The 25,799-nt window shown below is 63.9% G+C and carries 19 protein-coding genes and 1 pseudogene; 17 read left to right on the forward strand and 3 right to left on the reverse strand.

Annotated features, from left to right (window positions below; genetic code table 11):
* The 8 genes from AC630_RS17750 to AC630_RS17785 all read left to right on the forward strand — a co-directional run bounded on the left by AC630_RS17750 (nt 1) and on the right by AC630_RS17785 (nt 9,530).
* Nucleotides 1–708 (forward strand): TetR/AcrR family transcriptional regulator, encoded by a 708-nt coding sequence (locus tag AC630_RS17750; RefSeq protein ID WP_208867025.1) that lies wholly within the window; start codon nt 1–3, stop codon nt 706–708.
* Between the two features lie 1,177 nt (nt 709–1,885).
* Nucleotides 1,886–2,695: an ABC transporter permease gene (locus tag AC630_RS17755; RefSeq protein WP_074119783.1), complete on the forward strand. Its 810-nt coding sequence runs from the start codon at nt 1,886–1,888 to the stop codon at nt 2,693–2,695.
* Nucleotides 2,696–2,829: 134 nt separating this feature from the next.
* The gene (locus AC630_RS17760) at nt 2,830–3,822 is read left to right on the forward strand and encodes an ABC transporter substrate-binding protein (RefSeq protein WP_074119898.1); all 993 of its coding nucleotides are present in this window, start codon (nt 2,830–2,832) and stop codon (nt 3,820–3,822) included.
* Between the two features lie 118 nt (nt 3,823–3,940).
* A complete protein-coding gene (locus tag AC630_RS17765) occupies nt 3,941–4,789 on the forward strand; it encodes an ABC transporter ATP-binding protein (RefSeq protein WP_074119784.1) in 849 nt (282 codons plus the stop codon).
* 5 nt (nt 4,790–4,794) lie between these two features.
* The gene (locus AC630_RS17770; RefSeq protein WP_074119785.1) at nt 4,795–6,192 is read left to right on the forward strand and encodes an enolase-like domain-containing protein; all 1,398 of its coding nucleotides are present in this window, start codon (nt 4,795–4,797) and stop codon (nt 6,190–6,192) included.
* Complete coding sequence (locus AC630_RS17775) at nt 6,189–7,340, forward strand: Gfo/Idh/MocA family protein (protein WP_074119786.1); 1,152 nt, start codon at nt 6,189–6,191, stop codon at nt 7,338–7,340. Before AC630_RS17770 ends, AC630_RS17775 begins: the two co-directional genes overlap by 4 nt.
* A 136-nt stretch (nt 7,341–7,476) precedes the next feature.
* Nucleotides 7,477–8,667 (forward strand): dihydrodipicolinate synthase family protein, encoded by a 1,191-nt coding sequence (locus AC630_RS17780; protein ID WP_074119787.1) that lies wholly within the window; start codon nt 7,477–7,479, stop codon nt 8,665–8,667.
* Nucleotides 8,667–9,530: a sugar phosphate isomerase/epimerase family protein gene (locus AC630_RS17785; RefSeq protein WP_074119788.1), complete on the forward strand. Its 864-nt coding sequence runs from the start codon at nt 8,667–8,669 to the stop codon at nt 9,528–9,530. Before AC630_RS17780 ends, AC630_RS17785 begins: the two co-directional genes overlap by 1 nt.
* 30 nt (nt 9,531–9,560) lie before the next feature.
* On the opposite strand, the gene AC630_RS17790 is transcribed toward AC630_RS17785, so the two are convergent.
* From AC630_RS17790 to AC630_RS17800, 3 genes are all read right to left on the reverse strand, one after another.
* Nucleotides 9,561–10,946: a Spy/CpxP family protein refolding chaperone gene (locus AC630_RS17790; protein WP_245330433.1), complete on the reverse strand. Its 1,386-nt coding sequence runs from the start codon at nt 10,944–10,946 to the stop codon at nt 9,561–9,563.
* Between the two features lie 508 nt (nt 10,947–11,454).
* Nucleotides 11,455–12,672 (reverse strand): ornithine--oxo-acid transaminase, encoded by a 1,218-nt coding sequence (gene rocD, locus AC630_RS17795; protein WP_074119790.1) that lies wholly within the window; start codon nt 12,670–12,672, stop codon nt 11,455–11,457.
* A gap of 68 nt (nt 12,673–12,740) precedes the next feature.
* Entirely contained in the window at nt 12,741–13,961 is a 1,221-nt protein-coding gene (locus AC630_RS17800; RefSeq protein WP_074119899.1) for a cytochrome P450, read from the reverse strand.
* 107 nt (nt 13,962–14,068) lie between these two features.
* Between AC630_RS17800 and AC630_RS17805 the strand changes: the two are divergent.
* The 9 genes and pseudogenes from AC630_RS17805 (at nt 14,069) to AC630_RS17845 (ending at nt 25,793) form a co-directional block, all read left to right on the forward strand.
* Nucleotides 14,069–14,621, forward strand: a pseudogene (locus AC630_RS17805) (phosphonopyruvate decarboxylase).
* The gene (locus tag AC630_RS17810) at nt 14,618–15,208 is read left to right on the forward strand and encodes a thiamine pyrophosphate-dependent enzyme (protein WP_074119791.1); all 591 of its coding nucleotides are present in this window, start codon (nt 14,618–14,620) and stop codon (nt 15,206–15,208) included. Before AC630_RS17805 ends, AC630_RS17810 begins: the two are co-directional and overlap by 4 nt.
* Before the next feature lie 135 nt (nt 15,209–15,343).
* Nucleotides 15,344–16,045: a TetR/AcrR family transcriptional regulator gene (locus AC630_RS17815; protein WP_074119792.1), complete on the forward strand. Its 702-nt coding sequence runs from the start codon at nt 15,344–15,346 to the stop codon at nt 16,043–16,045.
* Between the two features lies 1 nt (nt 16,046).
* Nucleotides 16,047–17,240, forward strand: a complete 1,194-nt coding sequence (locus AC630_RS17820) for an efflux RND transporter periplasmic adaptor subunit (protein WP_074119793.1) — start codon at nt 16,047–16,049, stop codon at nt 17,238–17,240.
* Nucleotides 17,241–17,309: 69 nt separating this feature from the next.
* Nucleotides 17,310–20,405 (forward strand): MexW/MexI family multidrug efflux RND transporter permease subunit, encoded by a 3,096-nt coding sequence (locus AC630_RS17825; protein WP_074119794.1) that lies wholly within the window; start codon nt 17,310–17,312, stop codon nt 20,403–20,405.
* A 134-nt stretch (nt 20,406–20,539) separates the two neighbouring features.
* Nucleotides 20,540–21,523, forward strand: a complete 984-nt coding sequence (locus AC630_RS17830; protein WP_074119795.1) for an ABC transporter substrate-binding protein — start codon at nt 20,540–20,542, stop codon at nt 21,521–21,523.
* Between the two features lie 54 nt (nt 21,524–21,577).
* The gene (locus AC630_RS17835; protein ID WP_074119796.1) at nt 21,578–24,160 is read left to right on the forward strand and encodes a sensor histidine kinase; all 2,583 of its coding nucleotides are present in this window, start codon (nt 21,578–21,580) and stop codon (nt 24,158–24,160) included.
* Nucleotides 24,157–24,546 carry a response regulator gene (locus AC630_RS17840; RefSeq protein WP_074119797.1) on the forward strand — a complete coding sequence of 130 codons (390 nt, stop codon included), beginning with the start codon at nt 24,157–24,159 and terminating at the stop codon, nt 24,544–24,546. The genes AC630_RS17835 and AC630_RS17840 overlap by 4 nt, the downstream gene beginning before the upstream one ends.
* Nucleotides 24,543–25,793, forward strand: coding sequence for an adenylate/guanylate cyclase domain-containing protein (locus tag AC630_RS17845; RefSeq protein ID WP_074119798.1), 1,251 nt, complete (start codon nt 24,543–24,545; stop codon nt 25,791–25,793). The genes AC630_RS17840 and AC630_RS17845 overlap by 4 nt, the downstream gene beginning before the upstream one ends.
* Nucleotides 25,794–25,799 lie beyond the last annotated feature (6 nt).

A 25,799-nucleotide genomic window follows, 5' to 3' on the forward strand; every position in this document is an offset into this window, starting at 1 on the left:
TTGGCGAAGGCAAAGCAAAATCTGAAGTGGCAGCGCGATCCCGAGGGGATGCGGCTGCGCATTCTCGAAGCCGCCAAGCAGGAGTTCTCGGCCCATGGGCTCGCCGGCGCGCGCGTCGACCGCATCGCGGCCAAGGCCGGCGCCAACAAGCGCATGCTATACTATCACGTCGGCAACAAGGACGAGCTCTACCTCGCGGTGCTCGAAGGCGCCTATGACAAGATCCGCAGCGAAGAGCGGGGGCTCGATCTCGAACATCTCGATCCGCCCGAGGCCATCCGGCGGCTGATCGAGTTCACCTGGAACTACTTTCTCCGCAACCCGGAATTCCTGTCGCTGCTTCAGACCGAGAACCTTGCGCGCGCAAAGCATCTGAAGCGCTCGACCAAGGTCAAGTCGATGCACTCGCCCTTCGTCGAGATGATTCGAACAGTGGTCCGGCGCGGCGTCGACAGTGGCGATTTCCAGGTCGCCGTCGATCCCGTGCAGCTCTACATCTCTATCGCGGCGCTCAGCTTCTTCTATCTCTCCAACTCGGCGACGCTCAGCGTGATCTTCGGCCGCGACCTGCTCGCCAAGGACGCCAAGGACGAGCGGCTGGCACACATGGTCGGCCTCGTGGTGGCCGCGCTGACAGGGCGGTCCGCCGCGCTGTTCGAGATCGCCAAGGCGCCGAAGTCGCGCGCTGCCGTGGCGCAGACGGTTTAGTTGCGCAGTCCTGCAGGTGTGTCCGCACCCTCAGCTGTCATCGCCCGACTTGATCGGGCGATCCAGTATTCCAGAGGCAGCAGCGGGATGCGGAGAAGGCGCGGCGTACTGGATTCCCCGCTTTCGCGGGGAATGACACTGAAGATGATGCGCGACTGTTCCGTCTCCCCATGCTGGCTACAAGGCTACAAGCCCTTGCGGTGCCCGACGGGCAAAACACGCCATAACCGGGTCAATCGGTGGGCGTCAAAATATTCTACTTTCCAGAAATTTCGGTTTATCGTATAGCGTGCCCATCCTGGCCCACGAAAGGGGCGGATCGCGAGTCGTCACGGACTGCGGGCCGGGCTGCGGTGGACGCGGGCAGCGTCGGCGCGGATGCAGGGTGCAGGGCGGGGCAGTGGATTGAGCCGAACCCGTGAGCCCCCGGCAAGCCGTGTTCGATGAACGGCGCTGACGCGTACGGCGAAACCGTGTGGTCCTGGCCGTCGTTGCTACGGCCAAGCCGAGCGGAGGTGCATCGATCCAACCGGACCTCGATGCACCGTCAATCCGTGAGGCGACGGAGGCAAAGGGAATTCGTCTCCGGGGAGAGCGCGCATAAGCCGTCAAACCACTGCGCAGGGAAGGCCGGGTTTCGGCTGCCCTGTGTCTCCCCTGTGCGTTGCGTGCGCATCTGTTCAGCACGGGGGGTTTTGCGGGTGCCAGCCGGCGCCCGACCTTCCCTGCGCCCTTTCTGTCGAGATAGGGCCAAGCGAGAAGCAAAGCTCGGGCAAATGCGCCGCGAGAACGCGGAGGTGTGTCTGCGAGGGGGGAATTGCGCCTGCGAGTGAGGTGCGAATTGATCGAACTATGCTGTTGCCGCAAGCTCCGTCATTGCGAGCGCAGCGAAGCAATCCAGGCTGGCTCTGCGGAAAGGCTCTGGATTGCTTCGCTGCGCTCGCAATGACGAGGTGGGGACAGACGTGCGCCACGTCTCGCTCTCGTGCCCCGGATGCAGCGCAGCGCTTCTTCAGCGGTGCGCTGCAGCGCGTCCGGGACACGAGAGGAGGTGTGTGCCGGACCCTCACCCAAAGGTCCGGGAACCGGCGCAAAACGTCACAGGGAAAGCGCTGGACAGTATTTATCCAACGGGTTAATTACTCCTCCGAACGACGAAGAATGCCGGGAGTGAGACGTGGCCGAGCCGAAGCCGCAAGGTGCGGTGTCCAAGATACTGAATGCGGCCTGGGTGCGGCCGTTATTGTTCCTGGTCTTCATCGTGGTCGCCTGGGATCTTTCGATCCGGCTGTTCAAGATCCCCGCCTACCAGATCCCGGCGCCGGCCGATGTCGTCGCGGTGCTGCGCACCGACTGGCCGGAACTGCTGCGCCAGTCCTGGCCGACCACCTATGCAACCGTGTGCGGCTTCCTGCTCTCCGCGCTGTTCGGCATTCCCGTGGCGATGCTGATCGCGGGCTCCAAGACGGTGGAGAGCTACGTCTATCCGCTGCTGGTGTTCTCCCAATCCGTGCCCAAGATCGCGATCGCGCCGCTGTTCGTGGTGTGGTTCGGCTTCGGCATCATTCCAAAGGTCATCTCCGCCTTCCTGCTCGGCTTTTTCCCGGTGGTCGTCTCCGCCGTGCAAGGCTTCAAATCGGTCGATCCTGACATGGTCGATCTCGCCCGCGCGATGCAGGGAAGCCGCTTCCAGGTCTTCCGCGCGGTGAACTTGCCGCATGCCCTTCCGGCGATCTTCTCCGGGCTCAAGGTGTCGGTGACGTTGGCCGTGGTCGGCGCTGTCGTCGGCGAGTTCGTTGGCTCCAATTCCGGCATCGGCTACGTCATGCAGCGCTCGATCGGAACCTTCGACCTGCCGACGATGTTCGCAGCCCTCGTGATCCTGGCGCTGCTCGGCGTGATCCTGTTCTGGATCGTGGACCGGATCGAGAAGCTGGTCATTCCCTGGCATGTTAGCCAGCGCGAAGACGTCATTTTCGCCTCTTAGGGCATGATCCGGACCCGGAGGGCCGCGTTAGCGCAAAGTGTGCAGCGGTTTTCCGATAAGATCATGCTCAAACAATAACTAAAGCAACGAACGGCCACCAACGGCCGAAACAACAAGGGCAAGGGAGACTGATGATGAAGCGATTGATTGGGGCTGTCTCGGTGGCGCTGTTGGTATTCGCGGCCATGCCGGCGCAGGCAGCCGACAAGGTCGTGCTGATGCTCAACTGGTACGTCTATGGCGAGCACGCGCCGTTCTATTACGGCAAGGCCAAAGGCATCTACGCGGCCGAGGGCATCGACCTCGAGATCCAGGAAGGCCGCGGCTCCGCAGCGACCACGCAGGCCGTCGCCGCCAAGACCGCCGATTTCGGCTATGTCGACGTTCCCACCATGATGCGCGCGGCGATCAAGGGCGCGCCCGTGATCGCGACCGGCGTGCTGCTCCAGACCAGCCCGATGTCCGCCATGGGCTTTGTCGACAAGAACATCAAGAAGCCCGAGGACATCAAGGGCAAGACGGTGGCGATCACGCCGGCCGATTCCATGACCCAGATCTGGCCGTTGTTCCTGAAGAAGACGGGCCTGAAAGAGAGTGACTTCCACACGGTTGCCGGCGACGGCCAGACCAAGCTCAATGCCGTCATCAACGGCCAGGCCGATCTGCTGCTCGGCTACGTCATGGACCAGTCGATGAAGATCAAGGACGCCACCGGCAAGGACGTCTATCCGATCAAGTTCGCCGACTACGGCATCAACATGGTCTCCTCGGGAATCATCGCCAACTCCGACTATGTGAAGGCCAACGCAGATCTCGTCCGCCGCTTCATGTCGGCGACGACCAAGGCGGTCGAGGCCGCCGAAAAGGAGCCGAAGGCCGCGGCGCAGTCGATCCTCGATGCCAACCCGAAGGGCGGCAAGATCGACACGCTGACGCAGGGCTTTGAGCTGACCATTCCGCTCTACCGGACGCCCGAGACCAAGACCAAGCGGCCGTTCCAGGTCACCGACCAGAACATGACGGACTCGGTCAATCTGATGGTCGAATATGGCGGGTTAGATGCCAAGGCCAAGGAGAACCCGAAGGCCTTCTACACCAACGACTATCTGCCGAAGAGCGGCTCGTGAAACAAGTACCGTCATTCCGGGATGGTCCGGAGGACCAGACCCGGAATCTCGAGATTCCGGGTTCGCCCTTTGGGCGCCCCGGAATGACGGTTCATAATCGCCGAGTGGACTTGATTAGATGACCCCAGCAACGAAGGTGGTAGGTGACGTGCAGCCGGCCGCGCATCTGAGACTGGTGAGCGACCGGGCTGGTGGCGATGCGTCAGGCATCACGCTGTCCGGCGTGTCGAAGACCTACCGGACGCGCGACGGCGATGTGCCGTCGCTGCGGCCGATCGACTTCCATATCAACGACGGCGAGTTCTTTGTCGTGGTTGGCCCGTCCGGTTGCGGCAAGTCCACGCTGCTCAAACTGATCTCGGGCTTGCTGCCGCCGACCACCGGCGAGGTGCTGGTCGAGGGCGAGAAGGTGACGAAGCCGCATGGCAATGTCGGCATCGTGTTCCAGAACGCGCTGCTGCTGCCATGGCGCAACATCCTCTCCAACGTCATGCTGCCGATCGACATGAAGCGGCTGCCGCGACAAGAGTATCTCGATCGCGCGAAGGCGCTGCTGAGGCTTGTCGGGCTGGAAGGGTTCGAGAAGAAACTGCCCTGGCAGCTCTCCGGCGGCATGCAGCAGCGGGCGTCGATCTGCCGCGCGCTGGTACATGATCCCAGGATCATGCTGATGGACGAGCCGTTCGGCGCGCTCGATGCGCTGACGCGCGAGCGCATGAATGTCGAGCTGATGCGAATCCAGCGCGAGACGAAGAAGACGGTGCTCCTGATCACGCACTCGATTCCGGAGGCCGTGTTCCTCGCTGACCGCGTGCTGGTCATGACCGAGCGGCCCGGCGCGGTCGCTGCGATCTACGATGTGCCGCTGCCGCGCCCGCGTTCGCTCGACGTGATGGCCGACCCTGTTTTCACCGAGCTCGTGCAGCGCATCCGCAAGCATTTCTTTTCGCAAGGTGCACTGGACTAACGATCATGGCGCCGCGCCTGAAGCTGCGAGACATCGCATTTTTCGAACGACCGACGCGTTTCGCGCGGCCGTTCCGCTTTGGCGCGATTACCATCGACGCGACGCCGCAGCTGTTCGTAAGGGCCGAGATCGAGGTCGAGGGCAGGGGAACCGCGGTCGGCGCCAGCGCCGAGCTGCTGGTGCCAAAATGGTTCGACAAGCGGCCGGAGCTATCGCCGGCGCAGACGGTCGACGGCTTGCGCCGCTCGCTGGAGATCGCGCGCGGCCTTTATCTGGCGCGGACTGGATTCCTGACGGCGTTCGATTTGCATGCTTCGTGCATCGGCGCCCAGATCGCGACCTGTGCGAAAAAGAATATTCCGGCGCTTGCTGCGGCTTATGGCCCTGCGGAAATCGACAAGGCGATCCTCGATGCATTGTTGCGCGCCGCGGAGACCAACTTCTTCGATGGAATGGCCGGCAACATCGCGGGCATCGATGCGCGGCTATCACCGGACCTGAAGGAAGTGGACGTCGCGACGTTTCTCTCCGGCCGGAAGCCGCTGCAGCGTGTTGCTGTCAGGCACACTGTCGGTCTCGACGATACGGTCGAAGGCGAGGGTGGCGTTGCGGACGTACGCGAGAACGCCGGTGCCAGTTACTTCAAGCTCAAGCTGTCGGGCGATCCCGCCGACGATGCGGCGCGCCTGGCGCGCATCGGCAAGGAACTCGATACGCTGGGACGCGGCTACAAGGTGACGCTCGACGCGAACGAGCAGTACGCCGATCTCGCCGCGCTGCGCGCGCTGATGGACCGGCTCGATCTCGATCCCGCATTGCGACCGATTGCGTCGCGATTGCTCTATGTCGAGCAGCCGATGCCACGTGATGTCACGAGGCAATCGCCGCTCGGCTCGCTGGCGGCGCACGGCTTCATCATCGACGAGGCCGACGATTCCTACGATGCATTCCCCGCAGCGCGGGCGCTTGGCTATTGCGGCATTTCGTCGAAGTCGTGCAAGGGCCTCTACAAGTCCGTCGTCAACGCGACGCGTGCGGCGAAATGGAGCGCGGGCGGCGAGAGGTTCTTCGTGACCGGCGAGGACCTCACCTGCCAGGCGGGCCTTGCCGTACAGCAGGATCTCGCGCTCGGCGCCCTGATCGGCGTCACCCATGCCGAGCGCAACGGCCATCACTATGTCGACGGCTTTGGCGAGACGCCGGTCGCTGAAGCGCAGGCCTTCGCAGCCGCGCATCCCGATCTCTATGCCGATGCCGGGCAGGGCATCCGCCTCTCCATTCACAACGGCGATCTCCTGACGGGATCGCTCAACGCAACGGGCTTTGCGACGTCGGTCCATCCGGACTGGTCGGCGCTTCGCCCGCTCGAACAGCCAAAATCACTTCAGGAGCAATCGGCATGACCACCCAACGCCTCGGCCTCATCATGAACGGCATCACCGGCCGCATGGGGCTCAACCAGCATTTGATCCGCTCGATCGTCGCGATCCGCGACCAGGGCGGCGTCAGGCTGAAGAACGGCGACCGCGTGATGCCCGATCCGATCCTCGTCGGTCGCAGCGCCGAGAAGGTCGAGGGGCTTGCCAAGAGCTTCAACATTACGCGCTGGACCACCGACCTCGACGCGGCGCTCGCCGACAAGAACGACACCATGTTCTTCGACGCCGCGACCACGCAGGCCCGGCCGGGCCTGTTGACCCAGGCCATCAATGCCGGCAAGCACGTCTATTGCGAGAAGCCGATCGCGACGAACTTCGAGGAAGCCGTCGAAGTCGTGAAACTTGCGAACGCCAAGGGCGTCAAGCACGGCACGGTGCAGGACAAGCTGTTCCTGCCCGGCCTGAAGAAGATCGCCTTCCTGCGCGACTCCGGCTTCTTCGGCCGCATCCTCTCGGTGCGCGGCGAGTTCGGCTATTGGGTGTTCGAAGGCGGCTGGCAGGAGGCGCAACGGCCGTCCTGGAATTACCGCGACGAGGACGGCGGCGGCATCATCCTCGACATGGTCTGCCACTGGCGCTACGTGCTCGACAATCTCTTCGGCGAGGTCGAGAGCGTGGTCTGCATCGGCAACACCGACATCCCCGAGCGTTTCGACGAGCAGGGCAAGAAGTACAAGGCGACCGCCGACGACTCCGCTTATGCGACGTTCCAGCTCAAGGGCGGCGTCATTGCCCACATCAACATGTCCTGGGTGACGCGCGTCTATCGCGACGACCTCGTCACCTTCCAGGTCGACGGCACGCACGGCTCGGCGGTTGCAGGGCTGACCGACTGCATGATCCAGGCGCGGCAGGCGACGCCCCGGCCGGTGTGGAATCCCGACGAGAAGCGGCTGCACGATTTCTATGGCGACTGGCAGAAGCTGCCGGACAACGTCACCTACGACAACGGCTTCAAGGAGCAGTGGGAGATGTTCATCCGCCACGTCTACGAGGATGCGCCCTACAAATTCACGCTGCTCGAAGGCGCCAAGGGCGTGCAGCTTGCCGAATGCGCGCTGAAGAGCTGGAAGGAGCGGCGCTGGATCGACGTCGCTCCGATCAAGGCCTGAGGTCTATTGGATAAGTCTCGATGTGTATTGAGCCGTCATTGCGAGCGAAGCGAAGCAATCCAGAACGCCTCCGCGAAGGGAGGCTGGATTGCTTCGTCGCTTCGCTCCGCGCAATGACGGGGAAAGGTCCGAAATCATGAATAAACCCGTCCAGCCGATGTCGTCATTGTCGCTGAAGCTGCCGAAAGCCGACCGGTCCATCGAGACCTACCGGCTCGCGGCGTCGCGGAGCTTTCCCGCAAAGCTCGAGGGCACGCTGAACCGCATCGCCTTCTCAGCCGTGCACACGGTCGTCGATCCCTTCGCGGACAACGATCCCTGGCTCTCGGTTGCCGTCGACTGGGACAAGACCATCGCCTTCCGCGAGCACGTCTGGGACCTAGGCCTCGGTGTTGCGGAAGCGATGGACACTGCGCAGCGCGGCATGGGGCTGGACTGGCCGACTTCTCTGGAGCTGATCACGCGTTCGGTGTCTGCCGCCAAGCGCCGCAATGCGCTGGTGTTTTCTGGGGCGGGCACCGATCATCTCGCGGTCGAGGATGCCAAGACCATCGACGATGTGATCCGCGCCTATGCGGAGCAGATATCGGCAGTCGAGAAGGTTGGTGGCCGCATCATCCTGATGGCATCGCGTGCGCTGGCCAAGCTCGGCCGCAACGCCGACGATTACGCGAAGGTCTATGACCGCGTGCTGTCGCAAGTTCGCGAGCCCGTGATCATCCACTGGCTCGGCGACATGTTCGATCCGGCGCTGACGGGTTATTGGGGCACCAAGGACCTCGACAAGGCGATGGACACGGCGGTGGCCATCATCAACGGCAACGCCGGCAAGGTGGACGGCGTGAAAGTCTCGCTGCTCGACAAGCAGCGCGAGATCGACATGCGCCGGCGGCTGGACAAGCGCATCAAGATGTATACCGGCGACGACTTCAACTACGCGGAGCTGATCGCCGGCGACGAGCAGGGTTTTTCGCACGCGCTGCTCGGCATCTTCGACGCGATCGCGCCGGCGGCCTCCTACGCACTGTCGCGGTTAGCTGCCGGCGACGAGGCCGGCTTCCACGACGTGCTGGGGCCGACGGTGCCGCTGTCGCGCCACATCTTCAAGGCGCCGACGCGCTTCTACAAGACGGGCGTGGTGTTCATGGCCTATCTGAACGGTCACCAGGATCACTTCACTATGGCCGGCGGCCAGGAGAGCACGCGCTCGATGCTGCATCTGGCGGAACTGTTCCGCCTGGCCGATCGGGCGGGCCTGCTCGCCAATCCGGAGCTGGCGACGCGGCGGATGAAGACCGTGCTGGCCTCGCACGGGATCGAATCCTGATGCGCGATTTCTCGTCCGACCACCGCTGGCTGTCGCTGAACACGGCGACGGTCCGCAAGCAGGGTGACCTCGTTCAGATCATCGATGCCTGTGTCAGGCATGGCATCCGCGCCATCGACCCCTGGCGCGACCAGGTCGCTTCCGTCGGTCTCGACCGCGCCGTGCGCGCGGTGCGCGATGCCGGCCTCGATCTCTCGGGCTATTGCCGCGGCGGCATGTTCACCTCGGACGCGTCGCGCCGGGGCGAGGTGCGCGACGACAACCGGCGCTGCGTCGATGAAGCCAAGGCGCTGGGCGCCTCCTGCATCGTCCTGGTCGTCGGCGGCCTGCCGCAATATTCGCGGCCCGGCAGCGAGGCGTCCAAGAACATCGCGGGAGCGCGGACGCAGGTCGAGGAAGCCCTTGCCGAGATGCTCGACTACGCCAGACAGGCCAAGCTGCCGCTGGCCATCGAACCGTTGCACCCTGCCTATGCGGCCGACCGCGCCTGCGTGAACACCACAAAGCAGGCGCTCGACATCTGCGACCGGCTCGATCCCGGTCGTAGCGGCATGCTCGGTGTCGCGCTCGACGTCTATCACATCTGGTGGGATCCGGAGCTGATGGGCCAGATCGCGCGCGCCGGCAAGGACCGCCTGCTGGCCTTCCATGTCTGCGACTGGATGGTGCCGACGAAGGACATCCTCAATGACCGCGGCATGATGGGCGACGGCATCATCGACATCAAGTCGGTGCGCGCCGCGGTCGAGGCGCAAGGCTACACCGGCTATTCGGAGATCGAGATTTTCTCCAACGACTGGTGGGGCAAGCCGATCGACGAGGTGCTGCGCACCTGCATCGAGCGGCACCGAAGCGTGGTTTAGGGGCGACACTCCAAGCAATGCTGGTGGCGGTCACTGGCTTGCCGTCTGGGGCAGCGTGTTGAAGCGCGCCTTCTGCTCGCTGCTCAGCGTCGCATAGAACTCGTCCAATGCCGGCTGCACCCGATTGGCAGCTTTCAGCATGGCTTCGAGCCGTTTCTGCATCGCTTCGAGTCGCCCCACCGGCGTCAGCGGCACGTCATCTGGGCAGGCAGCCTGCAGGGCTTTAACTGCCTGATTGGTCGCGTCGCTCAATCGGTCGAGTGCTTCCTTTTGCTTGCCCGCCGGATGGACCACCGCCTCGATCCGCTCGATCGGGAGCCGCGTCAGGCTGGATTTCGGGTCGCCGCAGCTTTCGGACTGGGCATTTGCCTCCTGCTGCTGCGGCTGCTGCGAACGCTCGCCGACATTTGGGCCGAGCGCGTTAAAACGCGCCTGCTGCTCGTCGCTGAGCGAGCCATAGAACTTTTCGAGCGCCGGTCGCACGATCTTCACCGCCTCGAGCGTCGCGCTGACGCGGTTCGTCATCGCGCGCAAGCGGCCGGGTGGCGTCAGCGCATACGAGTCATTGCAGGATTGCTTGAATGCATCGGCGGCCTGTGCCGCCGCGGCCTTCAAGTCGTCGAGCAGGGTGCGCTGCTCGGGCGTCGGCCGAACCGCCTGGGCGATCGACGCGAACGGCCATGCGGTCACGCCTTTGTCCGGAGCGTCACACAATTGTCGTAGCGTCTGCGGGCTTACGCTGGCGCCCCGGCGCGCGCGGTAACTCGCACCGGCTTGCGGATAGTCACTCGGGTTGATGCTGGCATAGGCGGAATAGGCGCCAGCCCCGCCCCAGAACACGGTGTCGACGAAGTCGTCGTAGGCATAGGCCCAATAGCCGGGGTCGTACGCGTAGGACCAGAACGTGTAGTCAAAAATATCGGAATAGGCATACGGCCAGAACACCGGCCCAAGCCACGCCACGAAGACCGCAGGATGACGGTGCCGCCAGGCCTGCCGGGGAGCCCAGCCGCTCTGGCGGGTGATGAGCGCCGCTTGGCTTTGCGGGGTGGCATGCTCGCGGAAACGCTCCGCAAATCGCCCGCGCTCGGCGGCCTGCACGGCGGCGGCAGTGGCGGCTCGCCCAACAGTCGTCGGCTCAGGTCCCAACCGCTGCAAGCGCGCCTGATCCCGCTGTTGCATGCTCTGTTCGCGTTGGAGCAGCCGGTTCTGTGTCTGCAGCGCCCGCTCCTGTGCACGCTGGGCCCGTAGGCCTTCCGGCTTCTGCGACTGCAATTGCTGGACGCGCTGCTGCATCCGATCGAGGCGGCTCTGCCGTTCCGTGCTCTGGCGCGTCAGCGCGTCGCGCTGGCGTTGTTGCGTGATCTGCTGGCGTTGCTGGATTTGCTGCTGACGCTGTTGCGCGCGCTCTTCCACCTGCTCCTGTCGCGATGGCCGCGCGCTCACGGCCGGTGGTGCGCGTCGGGGTGAGGGGGCGGCGATATGCGGTGTCGGCCGCGGTGCCGCCACGTGCGGGGAAGCTCGCGGTGGTGCAGCAAAGTGTGGGGTCGGACGCGGCGGCGGTGAGGCGATGTGGGGCGCCGGATGTGGCGCCATCGCCGGCCGCTGGGGCATGGCAGGAGGATGGAATGTCGGTGCGGCGGGACGCGCCATGGCTGGCGGCGCCGCCGGACGGGCCATCGGCGGTGGTGCTGCCGGTCGTGCAGCCGGCCCCGGTGGTCCACCCCTTCCATGGTGATCCTGGGCGGACACGCCGACGTCCGCCGCTAGTATCGAAACACCAACCAAAAACGCCGTAAAGCAAACACCACGCGAAAGCATGATTGCAGCTCTCCGCTCGTCGAGTCGCCCGCAACTGTCAACGCGCAGGCGCCCAAATCGTTCGGCCGCCGCCGGCATTGCGGTATTCCGACGCAGGCAGGCCTTAGGCCAAATCCCGTGTAAGGGTGGCCGCGATCCGTTCCAGTGCCCAGTCGACCTGGTCGCTGGTGATCACCAGCGGCGGGGCGAAGCGGATCGTGTGCTCGTGGGTATCCTTGGCGAGGATGCCTTCGAGCTGCAGAGCCTCGCAGTAGCGGCGCGCCCGTCCAGCCTCGGGATTGAGCTCGACCGCCAGCATCAGCCCGCGTCCGCGCACCTCGCGGACGGTGTTGGCGCGGATGCTTCTGAGGCCTTGCAGGAAGCGCTCGCCCTGCACCGCAGCGTTCTCGATCATTCCTTCCTCGACGAGAACGCGCAGCGCCGCGCGCGCCACCGCACAGGCGAGCGGGTTGCCACCAAACGTCGAGCCATGCTGGCCGGGCTTCAGCGTGCCGAGGACCTCGTTGTTGGAAAGCACGGCCGAGACCGGATAAAAACCGCCGGACAGAGCTTTGCCGAGCAGCGTCACGTCCGCCTCGATGCCCTCGTGCTGCTCCGCAAGCAGCTTGCCGGTGCGACCGAGCCCGGTCTGGATCTCGTCGAGGATCAGCATCACGTCGTGCGCGGTGCAGAGCTCGCGCACTCCCGTGAAATAGCCTGCCGGCGGAATGATGACGCCGGCTTCGCCCTGGATCGGCTCGACCAGGAAGGCGACGGTGTTCGGCGTGATCGCCGATTCCAGCGCGGCGAGATCGCCGAACGGAATGATCCTGAAGCCCGGCGCGAAAGGTCCGAAGTGTTCGCGCGTCGCCGCGTCGGTCGAGAAACCAACGATGCCGAGGGTGCGTCCATGGAAATTGTTGGCACAGACGATGATCTCGGCTTGCCCGTCGGGCACCCCCTTCACCTCATAGCCCCATTTGCGAACGGACTTGATCGCGCTCTCCACCGCCTCGGCCCCGCTGTTCATCGGCAGCACCTTGTGGGAGCCGGTCAGCTCCGCGATCTCTTCGTAGAAGGGAGCGAGCTGGTCGTTGTGGAATGCCCGCGAAGTCAGGGTCAGTCGACCGGCCTGTTCGACCATCGCCGCCAGGATTTTCGGGTGACAGTGGCCCTGGTTGAGTGCCGAATAGGCGGAGAGGCAATCAAGATATCGGTTGCCGTGGGTGTCCCAGACGAACACGCCTTCGCCGTGCGACAGGACAACGCCGAGCGGCTCGTAATTGCGGGCGCCGAAGCGCGCCTCCCTCGCGATGAAATCGGTCACTGGCGGACTACTCATCCTTCGTCACTCACAGCTCATGCGCCTCGCGTATTCTAACCGATCATGCGCGGCTCGTTCAGAAATTCTCAGCCGATGGAGCAGGGCACGCTCAGGAAGCCGCGGAACCGTACCCGTCCGCCTCGCACTGGCTGGCCGCTCACGGCATAGTTCGGGAAGCGCGCCAGGAAGTGCGAGATCGCGATGGCGCCTTCGAGCCGCGCCAGCGCCATGCCGGCGCATTGATGCGCGCCGGTGGCGAAAGCGAGATGCCGGTTCGGCGTGCGCGCGATGTCGAAGCGTTCGGGGTCCGGAAATTGTGCGGGGTCGCGATTGGCCGCCCCGATGCACAACGTCACCGACGTGCCGCCATCGAGCACGACGCCGCCGAGTTCGACCCGCTCCGTGGTCATGCGGTTGCCGAGCTGGTTCGAGCTCTCGTAGCGGAGCACCTCCTCGACCGCGGTCTTGATGAGCTCGGGATTGTCGATCAGCCGCTGCTTCTGGCCCGGGTTCCGGTCCAGTGCCACGAGACCGTTGCCGATCAGGTTGGTTGTGGTCTCGTGGCCGGCATTGAGCAGGAAGATGCAGTTGTGCAGCAGCTCCTTCTCGGTCAGCCGCTCGCCATTCTCCTCGCCCTGGATCAGGCGCGTCAGCACGTCGCGCTCGGGATTGCCCGGCTTCTCGCGCCGTCGCGCGACCAGCGTTTTGAGGTAAGCGAGAAAATCCGTCACCGCCTTGTTGCCGCGCGCAGCCACCTCGGGCGATACCACCGGCTCGAGCGCGCCGAGGATCGCCAGCGACCAGTCACGCAGCGGCTCGCGCTCGTCGTGGGGCACGTCGAGCAGATTGCCGATCACCTCGATCGGGATAGATGCGGCGAAGTCCTCGATCAGCTCGCAGCTTCCTTTGGCGGCGATGGCGTCGAGCAGGCCGTCGACCAGCTTGATGATATCAGGCTCCATCCCTGCGATCGCGCGTGGCGACAGCGCGCCCATGATCAGGCGCCGCACGCGGGTGTGCGAGGGCGGATCGTTGAAGACGAGGCTTGTGGTGTGGTGCTCGTAGAGCGGCGTGTCGCCGTATTTCGGCGCGAACTCGCGCTTCTTGTCCGAGCTGAAGGATTTTGTGTTCTTGTAGGTGGTGACGAGGTCGTCATAGCGGGTCAGGAAGACGGTGCCGTTCGGCAGGCGCTTGACCGGATCGTTCTCCCGCAGTGCACGATAAGTTGGGTAGGGATCGTCGTAGAATTCGGGCGTCAGCTTCTCCAGATCGAAATTGGCCGCCAGTTCTTTCGCACTTGCGTTCATGCCGCCATACTCGCCGGTTGAGACCGATATGCCGTTTTCGCTCTTTCGAGCGGTGCGGATCACCGTCTACAGTCGTGCCGTGATTTGCAAGTCGACCGGACAGGAAAATGCACGCCCGCGCTGATGCCGACACGGCCCCTGAGTCTAGCACTCTTTGGCCCGACGAAATTTTTGCGACATTGCAACGCTTCGATGTTCGGCAGGTGCCTTACGTGCCCGATGCCGGCCATTCGAAGCTGATCCAGCGGGTGCTGGCCTCGCCCACGATGCGCGGCATTCCGCTGACGACGGAGGAGGAGGGCGTGGCGCTGCTGGCCGGCGCCTGGACCGGCGGGCAGCGCGGCGTCTTGCTGATGCAATCGAGCGGCGTCGGCAATTGCATCAACATGCTGTCGCTGATCCCGATCCTGCGCTTTCCGTTCCTCACGCTCGTGACCATGCGCGGCGAGTGGGGCGAGTTCAATCCGTGGCAGGTGCCGATGGGATCGACCACGCAGGGCGTGTTCGAATTGTCGGGCGTCAAGGTGCTGCGCGCCTCGAACGCGGCCGAGGTGCCGGCCGTGCTCGAAGCGGCCGCAGCCCAGGCCTACAACGCCCTGACCCCCCACCGCCGTCCTTCTGTCGCAGCGCCTGATTGGCGCCAAGGTTTTCACCAAATGAGCAAGGCCAATCTCCTCGACCGCCGCCGGGTGGTGTCCGCGCTGCTTGCGAACCGCAAGGACGTCGTTGCGATCGGCGGCCTCGGGGCCTCCACCAACGACATCACCGCCGCTGGCGACCACGCGCGCAACTTCTATCTCTGGGGCGGCATGGGTGGCGCCGCGATGATCGGGCTGGGCCTCGCGCTGGCGCAGCCGAAGGTGCCGGTGCTGGTCATCACCGGCGACGGCGAGATGTTGATGGGGATGGGCAGCCTGGCCACCATCGGCCTGCAGAAGCCGTCCAACCTCTCGATCGTGGTGCTCGACAACGAGGTCTATGGCGAGACCGGCGGCCAGACCAGCCACACCTCCGCGGCCGCAGATCTCGTTGGCGTCGCCAGGGCCTGCGGTATAAAGGACAGCCAGTCGATCTCGACCATGGCCGAGGTCGAGGCCTTTGCCAAAGCCGTCCACGACGTCTCGGCCGGGCCGCGTTTTGCCAATGTGAAGATCGACAGCGCCAACGTCGAACGGATTTTACCAAGCCGGGACGGGACTTACATCGTCAACCGGCTCCGCGGCGACCTCGGCTTCCAGCCGATCTGATTCCGCCCGCCTCAGGCGACGCCGGCCCCCTCAAGAGGGGAAAGCGGAGCCATTTTCTGCTGAATCTGCAACCCATTGAGGTTGCGATGCAACATAATGCTTGACTTTTGCGTGGGTGAGTGCTTACTCACCAGCATGAGCTCATTGCGTATGACGAGCGACCTGAGGCGTCAATTGATCCTCGGTGCCGCGAAACGCTGCTTCGCCCGACACGGCTATATCGGTACCACGACGAAGAGCGTGGCTGCCGCCGCTGCCATTTCCGAAGCCCTATTGTTCAAGCATTTCCCGTCCAAGGCGGCGCTCTACGCCGAAATCCTCAGCGACGAATGCGAGGCGGATCCGGCGCTCACCGAACTGCTCGAGCGGAAGCCGTCGACGGCCACCCTGGTCGAAGTGATCCGCGGCATGGTCCAGCACTTCATGGAGATCGCCGACGGCCCCGATCAGGAGGAGGCGCAGCGCCTGCGACTGATGGCCACTAGTCATTTGGATGATGGCGAGTTCGCCCGTCTGCTATATGCCAAGATCGAGAAGCTGATCGGGGCGGTCTTCGTCGCGTCGCTCGAGCGGGCGGTCGCCGCCGGCGACGCGCGGCCGTTCAGCAACGAGCCGCTCAACCTGTTCTGGTTCGCGCATCACACAGTGATGACGGCGGCGCTGACCAGGCTACCGGCCGTGCCCTGTCTGGCTTACGGCAAGGCGAACGATCTGGAGCGCCAGCTCTGCGAGTTTCTCCTGAGGGGTATCGGACTTAACGACGCCGCAATTGCTTCGCATTTGGGCCGCGAATTGGCGCCGGGTGCCGGCAAGACGGCGATTGCAGAAAGTGCATGACATGAACATCGTAGCCGAACACAAGATTTCGGGCGAACCGATCGACAGCAAGGTTCCCAAGCGTCCGGTCCGCCCGGTGCTCTGGTTCATCATCGTCGGCACGCTCCTGGGCGTGCTCGTCGGCGGCCTCGTCTGGTTCAATTATTTCCGTGGCGAGATGATCAAGCAGTTCTTCGCCAACAACAAGCCGCCGCCGGTCGCGGTCAGCGCGGCCGAGGCGAAGTCCGAGGTGGTGCCGAACCTCTTGACCGCGGTTGGCAGCCTTGTCGCCGTGCACCAGGTCGATGTCAGCGCCGACGTCAACGGCCGGGTCACCGAGATCAAGTTCGAGCCGGGCTCGCACGTCGAGGCCGGCACGCCGCTGGTGCAGCTGTTCGACGCGCCTGATCAGGCCGACCTTGCCAACTACAAGGCACAGGCGACCGTCGCGCAGCTTTCGCTCGACCGCGCCAAGCAACTGGCGTCGCGCCAGTTCGGTCCGCAGGCGACCGTCGATTCCGCGCAGGCCGCCTACGACCAGGCGCTGGCCGGCATCGCCAGGACCGAGGCGCTGATCTCGCAGAAGCTGGTCCGTGCGCCGTTCTCCGGCGATCTCGGCGTCCGCAAGGTCGAGGTCGGTCAGTATCTGACGGCCGGCACGGCGATCGTGTCGCTGACCGATCTGTCGGAGCTGTGGGCCAACTTCACTGTGACGGAAAAGGATTCGGGCAGCCTCAAGGTCGGCCAGCCGGTCCGGCTCAAGGTCGACGCCTATCCGGGCCGCACCTTCGACGGCAAGATCACCACGATTGAGCCGCAGATCGCGACCGACACCCGCAACATCCGCGTGCAGGCGACCGTCGCCAATCCGGAGAAGATCCTGAAGCCCGGCATGTTCGTGACCACCACGGTGGTACTGCCGAACAAGCCGGCCGTGATCACAGTGCCTGAGACGGCAGTCGACTACACGCTGTACGGCGACTCCGTGTTCGTGATCACCGAGAAGAAGGAAGAGGACGGCAAGACCAGCCTGAGCGCGGTGCGCACCTTCGTGCAGACCGGCAACCGGGTCGACGGTCGCGCCGAAATCATCAAGGGCGTGAAGCCGGGCGACAAGGTCGTCGCCGTCGGCCAGCTCAAGCTGCAGTCGGGCGCGGCGGTGTCGATTTCGACCGACCCGCCGCCGCAGATCCCGGCGCAGCCGCCGCGCTACTGACAAATACACTCACGTGATCCGGCTCTGCCGGATCACTTTTCTTGAGACATAGAAATCGAGATCGCCGCGATGGCCTTTACCGATATTTTCATCAAGCGCCCGGTTCTGTCGGTCGTCGTCAGCCTGCTGATCCTGCTGATCGGCCTGCGCGCGGCGATGGTGCTGCCGATCCGGCAGTATCCGAAGCTGTCGAACACGGTCATCAACATCACGACCGTCTATCCCGGCGCGTCCGCGGACCTGATCCAGGGCTTCATCACGACGCCGATCGAGCAGGCGGTCGCCTCCGCCGAAGGCGTCGACTACATGACCTCGTCCTCGGTGCTCGGCACCTCGACGATCCAGGTCTACATCAAGCTGAACTTCGATCCGAACCAGGCGCTCACCGAGGTGCTGGCGAAGACGAACTCGGTCAAATATCTGATCCCGAAGGAATCCAACGATCCGATCGTCACCAAATCCACGGGCCAGACCACGGCCGTGATGTATCTCGGCTTCTCGTCCGAGGAGCTGTCGGGCTCGGCGATCTCCGACTATCTGACGCGCGTGGTGCAGCCGGTGCTGTCGACCGTCGACGGCGTGGCTTCGGCCGATATTCTGGGTGGCCAGACCTTTGCGATGCGGCTCTGGCTTGACCCCGTGAAGATGGCCGGCCGCAACGTGTCGGCGGCCGATGTCGCGGCCGCGATCGCCGCCAACAACTTCCAGTCCGCGGCGGGCCAGACCAAGAGCTATCTCATCGTTTCCAACATCTCGACGAACACCAGCCTGACCGACGTCAACCAGTTCAGGAAGATGATAGTCAAGGCCAAGGATGGCGGCTTCGTGCGGATGGAAGACATCGCCACAGTCGAACTCGCCGCGCAGAGCACCGATGCGAGCGTCGCCTTCAACGGCGAGCATGCGATCTTCATTGGCGTGAACGCGACGCCGCAAGGCAATCCGCTGACGCTGGTCAAGGGCGTGCGCGCGCTGTTCCCCGAGCTCGAACGCAATCTGCCGCCGTCGATGAAGATGAAGGTTGCCTACGACTCGACCAAGTTCATCCAATCCTCGATCGACGAGGTGGAGAAGACGCTGGGCGAAGCCGTGGTCATCGTGATCGTGGTCATCTTCCTGTTCCTGGCTTCGCTCCGCTCGGTGATCATACCCGTCGTCACCATCCCGTTGTCGATGATCGGCGTCTGCACCCTGATGCTGGCGCTTGGCTTCAGCTTCAACCTCTTGACCCTGCTCGCGATGGTGCTTGCGATCGGTCTCGTGGTCGACGACGCCATCGTCGTGGTGGAGAACATCCATCGCCATCTGGAAGAGGGGAAGACGCCGGTCCAGGCGGCGCTGCAAGGCGCGCGTGAGATCGTCGGGCCCGTCGTTTCCATGACCATCACGCTCGCTGCGGTGTATGCGCCGATCGGCTTCCTCGGCGGCCTCACCGGTTCGTTGTTCCGCGAATTCGCCTTCACGCTCGCGGGCTCGGTGATCGTGTCCGGTGTGATCGCGCTGACGCTGTCGCCGATGATGTGCTCGGTGCTGCTCAAGAACACCGAGGAGGGCCGCTTCGCCAAGCTCGTCAACAAGGTGTTCGGCGCGCTGACGCGCTGGTATGGCCGCAGGCTCGACCGCTCGCTCGACTACAAGGCCATCACCGGCCTGTTCGCCGTGACGATCCTCGGGCTCGTTGGCTTCCTCTACATGCACACCTCAAAGGAGCTGGCGCCCGAGGAGGACCAGGGCATCGTGTTCGCGGTGACCAAGGCGCCGAAATACGCCAACATCGACTATGTCGATTACTACGGCGAGAAGCTCGACAAGGAATTCCAGAAATTCCCCGAGACCGATCTGCGCTTCGTGCTGAACGGCATCAACGGGCCGCAGGGCGGTATCGCCGGCATGCTGCTCAAGCCTTGGGAGGAGCGCAAGCGCTCCTCGATCCAGCTGAAGCCGCTGGTGCAGGCTGAGCTTTCCAAGATCGAGGGCGTGCAGGCCTTCGCGTTCAACCTGCCGCCGCTGCCGGGCGGGCCGGGCGGCCTGCCGGTGCAGATGGTGATCAACTCCACCGCCAGCTTCCAGACTGTCTATGAGCAGATGGAGAAGCTGAAGGAAGCCGCGCGCAAGAGCGGCATGTTCATCGTCTCCGACAGCGACCTCGCCTATAACCAGCCGAACGTGGAGGTCACGATCGACCGCACCAAGGCGCAGGATCTCGGCGTCAACATGCAGAACCTCGGCAGCACGCTCGCGGTTCTGCTGGGCGGCAACTACATCAACCGCTTCAATCTCGAGGGCCGTTCCTACCAGGTGATCCCGCAGGTGCCGCGCAGCGACCGGCTCTCGCCGGAATCGCTCGGTGGCTATTATGTGACGACCAACACCGGCCAGCAGCTCCCGCTGTCGACCGTGGTCTCGATCAAGACCAAGACCGACCCGAACTCGCTGACGCACTACAATCAGCTCAATTCGGCGACCTTCTCGGCCGTGCCGATGCCCGGCGTGACCGTCGGCGCTGCGGTCGACTTCCTCGAAGGCGAGGCCAAGAAGCTGCCGCAGGGCTTCAGCCACGACTATCTCGCGGACAGCAGGCAATACGTGCAGGAAGGCAACCAGCTCGCGATCACCTTCGGTTTCGCGCTGATCATCATCTTCCTGGTGCTGGCGGCGCAGTTCGAGAGTTTGCGCGACCCGCTGGTGATCATGATCTCGGTGCCGATGGCGATCGTCGGCGCGCTGATCCCGCTGTTCTTCGGCGTGGCGACCATGAACATCTACACCCAGGTCGGTCTGCTCACCCTGGTCGGCCTGATCACCAAGCACGGCATCCTGATGGTGGAGTTCGCCAACGAGCTCCAGGTCAACGAACGGCTCGATCGCCGTTCGGCCATCGAAATGTCGGCCCGCATCCGCCTCCGGCCGATCCTGATGACTACGGCCGCGATGGTGACTGGTCTGATCCCGCTGCTGACCGCGTCCGGGGCGGGCGCGGCCAGCCGCTTCTCGATCGGTCTGGTCGTCGTGGCCGGCATGTCGATCGGCACGCTGTTCACGCTGTTCGTGCTGCCGGCGGTGTATGTGGTGCTGGCGACCGACCATCGCGCGGCGGCGGATTCCGAGCGCAACAAGCAGGTCAAGGATCTCGACGTCGGCTCCAAGGCACTGCGGCCGACCTGACACAGGATCGAGCAAGGATCAATTACGTGCGAAGCGGCAACAGCAATGGCTGTTGCCGCTTTTTTTTTATCGTCCGAGATCTCGTAATATGATGGCTCTGGCGCCGTGATGGGCGCCTGGAACAGGTCGTCTGGATGAAACGGCGCGATTTTCTGGCACTTCTTGGTGGGGCCGCTCTGGCAACGCCGAACATTGCGTCGGCGGACACCGCCGACCGTGTTTATCGCCTCGGCACGATCCAGCCGGTCGTGCCGCTAACCGCAACGGATCAACTCGGCAAGATGCTCGTCGATGCGCTGGCACAACGAGGTTATGTGCTCGGCAAGAATCTTGTCCTCGAGGCGCGCGGCGCTCGTGGTGATGTCGAAAAGCTGCCGGCCCTGATCGACGAGTTGAAAGCGGGCGGCGCCGAGGTCCTCGTGAGTTTTGGCTACGCCGCGACTGTCGCAGCAAAGTCCGCGGGCATCCCGACCGTTGTCGGCTGGGGTGTCGGCGATCCTGTCGAGACGCATCTGATCGAGAGCCTGACGCATCCCGGGGGCAACATCACGGGCATCTCGGACGTTGCGGCCGAGTTGACCACGAAGCGGCTCCAGCTGTTGGAGGAAATCACTCCGCGGCTCGACAAGGTTGCCATGCTGTGGAACGAGCAGGACCTTGGCATGACCCTGCGCTACGAGGCCTCGGCGAAAGTGGCGCGGGATACCGGGATCACCGTTCAGGCGCTCGGCGTCAGGAAATCTGGCGATCTCGACCAGGCGTTCGCGGCGATGACCGCCGATCCGCCGGATGCCATGCTGATGGTCGCCGACGCGCTGACCATTTCGAGCAGCCAGCGCATCTTCGAATTCGCTTCATCCAGGCGGCTGCCGGCGATCTACGAGTATGACTTCCTGGTCCGCGACGGGGGGCTGATGTCGTACGGGGCCGATGTGGGGGAGTCGCTGGTGCGCGCGGCAGCCTTCGTGGATCGCATCTTCCGCGGCGCCAAGCCGGCCGATCTGCCGTTCGAGCGGCCCGTCCGCTATCCGCTTGCCGTTAACCTGAAGGCCGCCCGAAAGGCTGGATTGGACGTTCCGCCCACGTTGCTTGCACTGGCGGATGAAGTGATCGAGTAGCCTTGTTCACCGCGACGAGAGACAAGGTCCGGCCTTCTTGCTAGGCTTGCCTGGATGAGCATCTCCGTCCACCCCGACACCCCGCAGGCCAGGCCGCTGCCGAACGCAGCCACGGAAGCCGCCGTGTCCGGTGCGGCGGCGGAGCCCCGGGTCCGGACCCGGCTGTTCACCAAATACGTCGCGCTGTTCGTGGCAGTCGTCGCCATCGCGCTGCTGGCCAATGGCCTGTTCGAGGTCTTCTTCTACTATCGCGAGCACAAGGCCGCGCTGATCCGGGTCCAGCACGAGCAGGCCGAGGCGGCGGCTGCCAAGATCAGTCAGTTCGTCAAGGAGATCGAGAGCCAGCTCGGCTGGACGACGCAACTGCCGTGGTCGACGGGTTCGATCGAGCAGCGCCGGTTCGACGCGCTGCGGCTGTTGCGCCAGGTGCCTGCGATCACCGAGCTTGCTCAGGTGGACGCGACGGGCAAGGAGCGCCTGCGCGTCTCGCGGCTCGCCATGGACACGATCGACAGCGGTATCGACCTCTCGAGCGATCCAAAGTTCACCGAGGCGGCCGCGCACAAGGTCTATTACGGGCCGGTCTACTTTCGCCGGGAGTCTGAGCCCTACATGACGCTGGCGCTCGCCGGTGCGCGCAAGGATGCCGGTGTGAGCATCGCCGAAGTGAACCTCAAGCTGATCTGGGACGTCGTGTCCCAGATCAAGGTCGGCGAGCACGGCCACGCTTATGTGGTCGGCCCGGAGGGGCGCCTGATTGCGCATCCCGACATCAGCCTGGTGCTGCGCAACACCGACATGTCGGGATTGGCGCAGGTGCGCGCGGCGCAAGCCAGCGGCGGCGTCATGCCGGACGCCTTGCAGGAGGCGACCAATATCCAGGGACAGAAGGTTCTGACGGCGTCCGCGCCGATCACCCCGCTTGGCTGGACCATGTTCGTCGAGCTGCCGGTCGAGGAGGCCTATGCGGCGCTCTACGCCTCGCTGGAACGGCTTGCGCTCGTGCTGCTCATGGCCTCGATCTTCGCGGTCCTTGCCGGGATATTTCTCGCGCGCCGCATGGTCGGACCGATCCAGGCGCTGCGCAGCGGCGCCGAGCGGATCGGCGGCGGCGATTTCTCCCAGCGCATCTCGATCAAAACCGGCGATGAGCTCGAGGGACTCGCCCATCAGTTCAACGACATGGGTGCGCGCCTGCATGAATCTTATGCCGACCTCGAAAACAAGGTCGAGCAGCGGACCGCAGCATTGCGGGAATCACTGCAGCAGCAGACCGCAACCGCCGATGTGCTGAAGGTGATCAGCCGCTCGACGTTCGATTTGCAAACCGTGCTTGACACGCTGGTCGGGTCGGCGGCCCGGTTGTGTGACGCTGACGAAGGAACGATCTTCCGGCCCCGGGATGGCGTCTTTTATTTGGCAGCAAGCTGCGGTCTTGACGCGGAGCAGGAGAACAAGCTTCGGACGTTTGCTTCTGTACCGGAACGGGGAAGTGTCGTCGGACGTACCTTGCTCGATTGCAAGACAGTTCATGTTCCGGATGTGCAGGCCGATCCGGAATATGCGCCTTCGTCCGCTCGAAGACGCTCTAACGTTCGTACGATGCTTGGTGTGCCTCTGCTTCGAGAGGGGGCACCAATCGGGGTGTTCGTCTTGACGCGACATGTCGTGCGTCCCTTCAGCGAAAAGCAGATCGAACTCGCCACCACATTTGCAGACCAGGCCCTTATTGCGATCGAGAACGTCCGACTGTTTGAGGAAGTCCAGGAGCGCACCAGGGAACTGTCGCGATCCCTCGATGACCTGCGCGCCGCCCAGGATCGCCTGATCCAGACCGAGAAGCTCGCCTCGCTCGGCCAGCTTACGGCGGGGATCGCCCACGAGATCAAGAACCCGCTCAACTTCGTCAACAATTTCTCCTCGGTGTCGACCGAGTTGATCGACGAGCTCAACGAGGTCCTGCAAACAGCAACGCTCGACGGCAAGACCAAGGAAGAGATCGACGAGCTGACCGCCATGCTGAAGAGCAATCTCGAGAAGGTGGTGCAGCACGGCAAGCGCGCCGATTCCATTGTCCGGAACATGCTTTTGCATTCGCGCGAAGGCTCAGGCGAGCATCGCCCAACCGATATCAACGCGATCGTGGAAGAGAGCCTCAATCTGGCCTATCACGGCGCACGTGCCGAACGGCCCGCTTTCAACGTCACGCTCAAGCGCGACTTCGACCCCGCCGCCGGCATGATCGACATCTATCCGCAGGAGATCACGCGTGTCTTTCTCAACCTTATTTCGAACGGCTTCTATGCCGCCGCGAAGCACAAGGAGAGCGCGGCGGTCGGGTTCGAGCCTACCCTGAGCGCAACGACCAGAAACCTCGGCAGCAAGGTCGAGATCCGGATCCGCGACAACGGCATTGGAATTCCGCCTGAGGTGAAGGAGAAAATGTTCAATCCCTTCTTCACCACCAAGCCGGCCGGCGAAGGGACCGGGCTCGGCCTTTCCATGAGCCATGACATCGTCGTGAAACAGCACGGCGGCACGATCGACGTGAACACCGAGCCCGGTGTATTCACCGAGTTCATCATCACGCTGCCGCGTGCGATGGCGGCAGGGGACACTACCGGAGGCAAGCCTTGAACGTTTACATCCTGGTCGTCGACGACGAGCCCGACGTCGAGGCGCTGTTCCGGCAACAGTTCCGGCGTGACCTGCGTGCCGGCCGTTTCCAGATGGAATTCGCGCCGTCCGCGCCCGATGCGCTGAAGCGCGCCGCCGAGGTTCGCGACCCCTCGCTGATCCTGATCCTGTCGGACATCAACATGCCCGGCATGAGCGGGCTGGACATGCTGCCCAAGGTCCGTGCCGAGCATCCGAACGTTCCCGTCATCATGATCACGGCCTATGGCGATGCCGAGACGCGCCGGAAGGCGATTGAGCGCGGCGCCATTGGACTCCTCACCAAGCCGATCGACTTTGGGCTACTGAGGCAGGAGATCGACACGAGGCTCGAGCAAGCCGCATGACTGCGACCATCCTCTTCGTCGATGACGAGCCGGATCTCGAGGCGCTGATCCTGCAAAAGTTCCGCAGGCAGATCCGCGACGGGCTCGTCTCCATCATGTTCGCGCGTGATGGCCTTGAGGCGCTGGAGTCGCTCGAGCAGAATCCGCACGTCGACATGGTGGTCTCGGACATCAACATGCCGCGCATGGACGGGCTGTCGCTGTTGCAGAAGCTCCAGGAGGCGGAGGACAAGAAGTCGACCATCATCGTCTCGGCCTATGGCGACATGAGCAACATCCGTACCGCCATGAACCGCGGCGCGTTCGACTTCCTCACCAAGCCGATCGACTTCGCCGACCTGGAAATGACGATCCAGAAAACGATCCGCCATGTCGAGATGCTGCGCGAGGTGCGACGCCGCCAGATGGAGGCCGAGCGCGCTCACGCTTCTCTGTCGCGCCATTTCTCGCCCGAGCTCGCCAAGCGTCTGGCAGCAAGCGGCGAGGGTGAAGGGATCGAGGTGCAGTGGCGTGATATCGCGACCATCTTCACGGACATTACCGGCTTCACGTCGCTGGTCGAGAATACACCGCCCGAGATGCTGGGCGAGCTCCTCAACGAATATGTTGGCGGGATGACCGAAGTCGTCTTCGAGCACGAGGGGACAGTCGCCAAGATCATCGGCGATGCGATCCAGGTGCTGTTCAACGCGCCCGGAGATCAGCCGGACTATGCGACGCGTGCGGTCGCCTGCGCCCATGATCTCGATGCCTGGGCACGGGACTTTTGCACGCGCCAGAAAGGCAGGGGCGTGGATTTCGGCGCCACTCGCATCGGCATTCACGCCGGGCCGGCACTGGTCGGCAATTTCGGCGGCAACCGCTTCTTCGACTACACCGCGTATGGGGACACCATCAACATCGCGGCGCGGCTGGAAGCTGCCAACAAGCAACTGGGTACCCGCATCTGCGTCAGCTCCAGCGTCGCCGAGGCGGCTGAGAATTTTCGAGGCCGCCCCGTGGGCGAGTTGATGCTGCGCGGACGCAGCGAGCCGCTGCGCGCGTTCGAGCCGCTGCCGCCGGCCAAATTCGAGGCGCCGGAAACCGCGTTGTATTCCCAGGCCTTTGCCAAGATGGAGGCCGGCGATCCTGCGGCCATGCCGGCCTTTGCTGCGCTGGTCGGTATGCATGCCGACGATGCGCTGGCCGGCTTTCACCTGAAGCGCCTTCTCAACGGTGCCAAGGGCATTCGCATTCAACTGGAATAGGGGTTC

The sequence above is a fragment of the Bradyrhizobium sp. AS23.2 genome, from assembly GCF_001908185.1.
Taxonomy (GTDB): Bacteria; Pseudomonadota; Alphaproteobacteria; order Rhizobiales; family Xanthobacteraceae; genus Bradyrhizobium.

Coding starts and splice junctions, on each gene's coding strand:
- AC630_RS17815 (WP_074119792.1), top strand. CDS start 15,344: ATGAGCTCATTGCGTATGACGAGCGACCTGAGGCGTCAATTGATCCTC.
- AC630_RS17785 (WP_074119788.1), top strand. CDS start 8,667: ATGCGCGATTTCTCGTCCGACCACCGCTGGCTGTCGCTGAACACGGCG.
- AC630_RS17800 (WP_074119899.1), bottom strand. CDS start 13,961: ATGAACGCAAGTGCGAAAGAACTGGCGGCCAATTTCGATCTGGAGAAG.
- AC630_RS17810 (WP_074119791.1), top strand. CDS start 14,618: ATGAGCAAGGCCAATCTCCTCGACCGCCGCCGGGTGGTGTCCGCGCTG.
- rocD (WP_074119790.1), bottom strand. CDS start 12,672: ATGAGTAGTCCGCCAGTGACCGATTTCATCGCGAGGGAGGCGCGCTTC.
- AC630_RS17830 (WP_074119795.1), top strand. CDS start 20,540: ATGAAACGGCGCGATTTTCTGGCACTTCTTGGTGGGGCCGCTCTGGCA.
- AC630_RS17845 (WP_074119798.1), top strand. CDS start 24,543: ATGACTGCGACCATCCTCTTCGTCGATGACGAGCCGGATCTCGAGGCG.
- AC630_RS17765 (WP_074119784.1), top strand. CDS start 3,941: ATGACCCCAGCAACGAAGGTGGTAGGTGACGTGCAGCCGGCCGCGCAT.
- AC630_RS17825 (WP_074119794.1), top strand. CDS start 17,310: ATGGCCTTTACCGATATTTTCATCAAGCGCCCGGTTCTGTCGGTCGTC.
- AC630_RS17835 (WP_074119796.1), top strand. CDS start 21,578: ATGAGCATCTCCGTCCACCCCGACACCCCGCAGGCCAGGCCGCTGCCG.
- AC630_RS17760 (WP_074119898.1), top strand. CDS start 2,830: ATGAAGCGATTGATTGGGGCTGTCTCGGTGGCGCTGTTGGTATTCGCG.
- AC630_RS17780 (WP_074119787.1), top strand. CDS start 7,477: ATGAATAAACCCGTCCAGCCGATGTCGTCATTGTCGCTGAAGCTGCCG.
- AC630_RS17775 (WP_074119786.1), top strand. CDS start 6,189: ATGACCACCCAACGCCTCGGCCTCATCATGAACGGCATCACCGGCCGC.
- AC630_RS17820 (WP_074119793.1), top strand. CDS start 16,047: ATGAACATCGTAGCCGAACACAAGATTTCGGGCGAACCGATCGACAGC.
- AC630_RS17770 (WP_074119785.1), top strand. CDS start 4,795: ATGGCGCCGCGCCTGAAGCTGCGAGACATCGCATTTTTCGAACGACCG.